Origin of the sequence: Candidatus Solincola tengchongensis (assembly GCF_015711935.1) — a bacterium.
GTDB lineage: Bacteria > Actinomycetota > Geothermincolia > Geothermincolales > RBG-13-55-18 > Solincola_A > Solincola_A tengchongensis.
Genome location: NZ_JACVJJ010000067.1, coordinates 1 through 5,000, shown reverse-complemented (window position 1 = coordinate 5,000; position 5,000 = coordinate 1). Strand labels below are relative to the sequence as shown.

At 64.0% G+C, this 5,000-nt stretch carries 4 protein-coding genes; 2 read left to right on the top strand and 2 right to left on the bottom strand.

The features are described 5' to 3' along the window. The first annotated feature begins 700 nt into the window (after positions 1-700). Entirely contained in the window at positions 701-1,867 is a 1,167-nt protein-coding gene (locus H7007_RS05895) for a tetratricopeptide repeat protein (protein ID WP_287153848.1), read from the top strand. Between the two features lie 82 nt (positions 1,868-1,949). Here the strand turns inward: H7007_RS05895 and H7007_RS05890 are convergent, their stop codons facing one another. Next, positions 1,950-2,738: an enoyl-CoA hydratase/isomerase family protein gene (locus tag H7007_RS05890; RefSeq protein ID WP_287153846.1), complete on the bottom strand. Its 789-nt coding sequence runs from the start codon at positions 2,736-2,738 to the stop codon at positions 1,950-1,952. A gap of 393 nt (positions 2,739-3,131) precedes the next feature. Between H7007_RS05890 and H7007_RS05885 the strand changes: the two genes are divergently transcribed. Continuing rightward, on the top strand, positions 3,132-3,404 hold the full coding sequence (locus H7007_RS05885) for an FmdB family zinc ribbon protein (protein WP_287153845.1): 273 nt from the start codon (positions 3,132-3,134) through the stop codon (positions 3,402-3,404). A gap of 141 nt (positions 3,405-3,545) precedes the next feature. On the opposite strand, the gene H7007_RS05880 is transcribed toward H7007_RS05885, so the two are convergent. Beyond that, on the bottom strand, positions 3,546-5,000 hold a 1,455-nt coding region (locus H7007_RS05880), incomplete at its 5' end, for a B12-binding domain-containing radical SAM protein (protein ID WP_287153843.1).

Sequence of the window (5,000 nt, the reverse complement as noted above, 5' to 3'; positions counted from 1 at the left end):
TTGCTCCATCCGAAGGTGGCCGACTCAGCTCGGGAGAAGGCGGGGTTGACACTCCGCCATAATCGGCGTCGCCTGGGCGGTAACGCCGTCGTCTGGCCTGGACCGGATGGCGAGGCCGGAAGAAGGCCATGAGAAGGTAAGATCCTGCACGACACGGTCGGCGGTGGATCTTTTTTGGAGAAGGCCGGGCTTTATCGGAACAGAAAGGCCGGCGAACCGTGCATCCGCCGTAGGACAGCGTCGGGAGAACGGTTGTCAAGGGTGTCCTCTTCACGTCCTTTCTCGCCCTGTTCGCCGCCGGAGCCGGTGCCGGCATGGCGGGGAGTAAGGTTGGCTCTGTTACAATGGACTGGAGAAACGGCTGCCGAAGCGCTTTTGGGGTGAAGGGCCCACTCCGGAGCCCGGATCTCGCCCAATGGGACTCACTGAAGAGGTCCGGAGAGGGGAGAGCGCACGTAAAAAAGTCGGAATCGCAGGCCTGAACGGCCTTAACCGAATGGCACGCCAATACGACATGGAGGATCTACCGGGGAGCGGGGCGCCTTTGGGATTGGTGGGGGCCGTTCAAATAGACGAGAGTTAATCCTCTTCGAAGAAGATGATGCTCGAGAGGCCGCGAAGTGGCGGCGAAAGCCCACTTTCCGGGCGGGTTCTCGGGAGGAACCCGGTGTGATCGCCGAAGGTCCGCGGGAGGCAGGGCATGCGGGTGGCCGTTTTCCAGTTCGCCGTAAACGCCGTGGGGAAGATCCCGGCGGTCATGGAGAACCTGTTGGGGATCCTCCTCCTCAACGCCCTGAGCAAAGCGGCTGGCCTGGAGGTCGTGGACCTCACCCCCCCGCCCCGGGAAGGGGAGGTGCTCTCCCTGGCCGGGATACCGGAAACGGACGAGATACGCGAGGCGGCGATGAGGGCGGGTGCGCGGTGGGCGCTGTGGGGGGGCTTGAGGTTCGGGCCGGAGAGCCAGCCCCTGATCAGGGAGATGGCAGTGGTACTCCGGTTGGTGAGCATGGAGGAGGGGCTCCCCCCGGACCGCCGTGAGTTCCTCTTCCGGGGGCTGCAGGGGGACGTGCGGACGGCGCACCTCAACGTGGACGTGGGCGCGCTGGAGGACCTGGTGGAGGAGATGCTCCTGGCCGTGGCCGAGGTCCTGGACCTCAACCGGCAGGAGCTGCGCCTCAACCGTATAGGCGAGGGGCTATCCCTGTCCGACCGGGCCATGGTCTATTTCGTCTACGCCCTGCGCCTCCTCGCGGACCCGGAGGCCAAGCTGAAGCTCTACCGTAAGGCGGTATCCGCCGACCCCTTCTTCTCCCAGGCATATATCAACGCCGGACAGCTCTTACTGGGGCTGAGGAGGTACGGGGAGGCCATGCGCTTTCTGCTCCAGGCCGAATCCCGTCTCAAGGGCACGGAGGCCGAGCCGGACCTCCTCAACCTCCTGGGGGTGTCCGCCGTGAACCTGGGCATGTGGGAGGAGGCGGTGCGCGTCTGGAAGCGCTCGCTGGAGTTGCGTCCCGAGAGCGTGGAGGTATTGTGCAACCTGGCCCAGGCCCTGGCCATGCGGGGGATGAGCAGGGAGGCGGAGGAGCATTACCGCCGGGCCCTGGACGTCAATCCGGACTCGCCGCTCCCGTGGTTCTCGCTGGGAAAGCTGCTGGTGAACGAGGGTCGTCACCGGGACGCGGAAAGGGCCGTCCGGCGGTACATCGAGCTCTGCCCCGGCGACCCGTGGGCTTATTACCTCCTGGGGACCTGCCAGATGGAACTGGGCAACCGGGAGGAGGCCCGTTTCTCCCTGGCCAAGGCCCTTCAGTTGGACCCCAAGGGACGGGTGGGGGAACTGGCCCGGCGCAAGCTGGAGGAATGAGTCCGCGCCGTCATGGGGAAGTTTCTCGCCTCGGACCGGCGAAGCCCTGGAAGGGCATGTGGCCGGAGGACCCCGCGGAGCCTCAGTTACCTCTGAAGCGGGGTTTGCGGTTCTCGAGAGCCGCCTTGACCGCTTCCCGGTGGTCCTCCGAGACCAGGCACAAGGTCTGGGCCAGGGCCTCGAACTCCAGGGCCGTCTCCGGGTCGGAATCCCAGCAGCGATTGATGACCTGTTTGGCCATGGCGATCCCCAGGATGGGTCCGGCAGCCAGCTCGGCAGCCAGCTTCTTGGCCTCCGGGAGGACACTCTCGGCGGGGAGGACGTGCTCCACCATCCCCAGCCGCTGGGCCTCTGCGGCGTCGATGGTCCTGCCGGTGAAGATGATCTCCTTGGCATGGCCCAGTCCCACCAGGCGGGCCAGGCGCTTGCAGGCCCCCAGATCGGGGATGATGCCGAACTTTATTTCCATGAGGTTGAAGCGCGCCTCCTCGGCGGCGAAGCGTATGTCGCAGGCCAGCATGAGTTCCATGGCCCCGCCGAAGGCCAGGCCGTTGACGGCGGCGATCACCGGCTTGTCCATCATCTCATAGGCCAGAAAGGTGCCCTGTACCCCCTTCAAGAAGGTATGGATCTGCAGGGCCGTGAGCTGGCCCAGTCCGGCGAAGCTCCCTAGGTCCAGGCCGCTGGAGAAGGACTTGCCGGCCCCGGTGAGGACCACGGCCCGTACCTCGGGGTCCTCCTGCAACTCCTTCGCCGCCGCGCCCAGCTCCAGGAACATGGTGTGGTTCATGGCGTTGTGCACCTCGGGACGGTTGAGGGTGAGCACCGCCACCCCGTCCTCTTTCTCCAGAAGCAAGGTCTCATAACCCATGTCTTCCTCCTCCCCGCCAGCTTGCCGTCCTTTAGGGCGATTGTATACGGCGGGGCGGCTTTTCTCCACCATCTGCGGGTAAGCGGTCATGCCGATGACCTTTGGTGCCGGCAGGCGTTTCCGGCTCGAGAGTTGAGGGGTCAACCTGCAATCCCGGCGGAGCGGGCAAACGGAAAGGAGTCCGTGCGATGGACGGGTGGGTTTGAGTTGAATCTGTGCAAGAGGAGGGAAGCCTCTTGGATAACCTGACGGAAAGACAAGCTGGACCAGAAAAAGAGGTTTCTCCCGGTAAAATCGGCCGGGGAACGGTGACCGAGGTTCTCCCACGGGACAAAGGAAAGTACCGCCCGTGTCCATTGGGGGGGCGCCTTCCTGATATAATGGGCCGAGGAGGTGAGGACTTTGCCGGTCTACGAGTACAGGTGCGACTCCTGCGGCCATTCCTTCGACCTCATCCAACCCATGGATGCGGAGAGGACGGCGGACTGCGAGAAGTGCGGTTCTCCGGCCAGACGCGTTTTCAGCCCGCGCATCGCCATCCGCTACGAGGGCTGGGGATTCAACGCCACCGACAAGCTCCTGCCCGAAAGCAGCCGCGTGAAGAGGGACTTCAAGCAGCTGCGCGAGAAGGCGGAGCAGATCATGGACGAGGATTTCACTCCCTGAAACCGCCCGCCTCCGGGAGCTGACGGGCAACCTCCTTCTCCTTCTCGAGGCCATGGCTTCGAGCTCCCGTCGCCTGACGCGGAGGGGCGAGTTCTTAAGCGGGCCACGACTTTGCCGCGTTAACGGCTGCCGCAGCGGGGTTCATATCCCTCCGATGAGGATGCGGAGGATGTTCAGCTTGCGGAAGCGGGCCCCGGTGAGAGGCCACATGAGCTCCTCCTTGGGGATATAGAGGCGACGCCTCAGCCTCCTGCATTCCCCATCCAGCTTCTCCAACTCCCTTCGCCGCATCTCGGCGTCGGGCATGGAGAGGATGTCGTCCACCAGTTTCAGGAGAGAGATGGTGTCGCGCAGCCGCCGCTCGTTGAGGTCCGCCCTCTGCGGCGAGAGGATGCCGTTCTTCGCTTTCAGGGCGTTCAGCTCCAGGAGGGCCTCATAGGTCACGTCCACGATATCCTGGCGGCTCATCCACCTCGTCTCGTATCCCAACATGTCCCTCCAGTGGGGGGAGAGGGCGGCCTGGGCGAAGTCCTCCAGGGTTTGGTGAATGAGGCGTATCCCGTATATCTCCGGGTGGCGCCAGAAGGCACAGCCGGGGTCGATGAAAGGGGCCAGGGGCCCTACGAAGGGGTTGAGGCGGGGGCCGAACATGCGCAGGAGATGGGCGCAGTAATCCACCGTCTCCAGAACCGAATCCCGGGTCTGGCCCGGAAGTCCGATCATGAAGAAGACGTCCAGCTTTTTACACCCTGCTTCCAGGGCCCAAGCGATGTTCCTCTCCAGCTCCTCGTTTTCGTAGCTCTTTCCCAAGAGCTCGCGGACCTCGGGGTCGTGCGAGTCGGGGGAGATCTGCAGGTCGAAGTTGTCGAAACTGGAGCCCAATCGGTCGAAGAACTCCCGGGGGGCGGGGGAGAAGAGTTCGAAGACCAGGTGGTTCTTGGGATCCGCCTGGCTCATGAGCTCGATGGTGTTCATGGCGTAGTCCTTTCCCCCCTGCAGGAGATCTCCTACCAGGAAGATGGGAGCCGTGGTGAACTTGGAGATCAGGCTCACGTCGTAGGCTATCTTCTCCGGCGGCCTGAAGGCGGGTTGCCGGCGCCCGCAGAGCTCCCGGAGCGCGCTGCTCGAACCCCCGCAGAACCCGCAGTCCCGGGTACAACCCCGGCAGGTGAGGACCATGGTTATGGGGTAACTCCACCAGTTCCAGAAGGCCCGCGGGCTCTTCCAGTCGTGGTATTTGAAGACGGAGCGGATGGCGTAACGGTAATTGTCCCCCAGGTATTCCAGGCTGGCGGGCACGTAGGATAGGGGGTTCTCCCTCAACGATCCCCCCGGCCCTCTATAGGTCAGGTTGGGGACGTCCTCCAGCGAGCCGGCCCCGCGCAGGACCTCCATGATCTTGAGGAGCGGTTCCTCGGTGGAGTCACCGCGGATGACGTAGTCGATCTGGGGATACCTCATGATCTCCCGGTGAAAGTAGGTGGCGGAGTATCCCCCCACGATGATGGGGATGTCCGGGTGAATCTCCTTGAGCATCCGGGAGACCTCGAGGACCCCCTGGGCATGGGTCAGCCAGTGGAAGTCCAGGCCAAAAGC

Excerpts from the sequence above, each read along its gene's own strand:
- H7007_RS05895 (WP_287153848.1), top strand. The coding sequence starts at position 701 with ATGCGGGTGGCCGTTTTCCAGTTCGCCGTAAACGCCGTGGGGAAGATC.
- H7007_RS05890 (WP_287153846.1), bottom strand. The coding sequence starts at position 2,738 with ATGGGTTATGAGACCTTGCTTCTGGAGAAAGAGGACGGGGTGGCGGTG.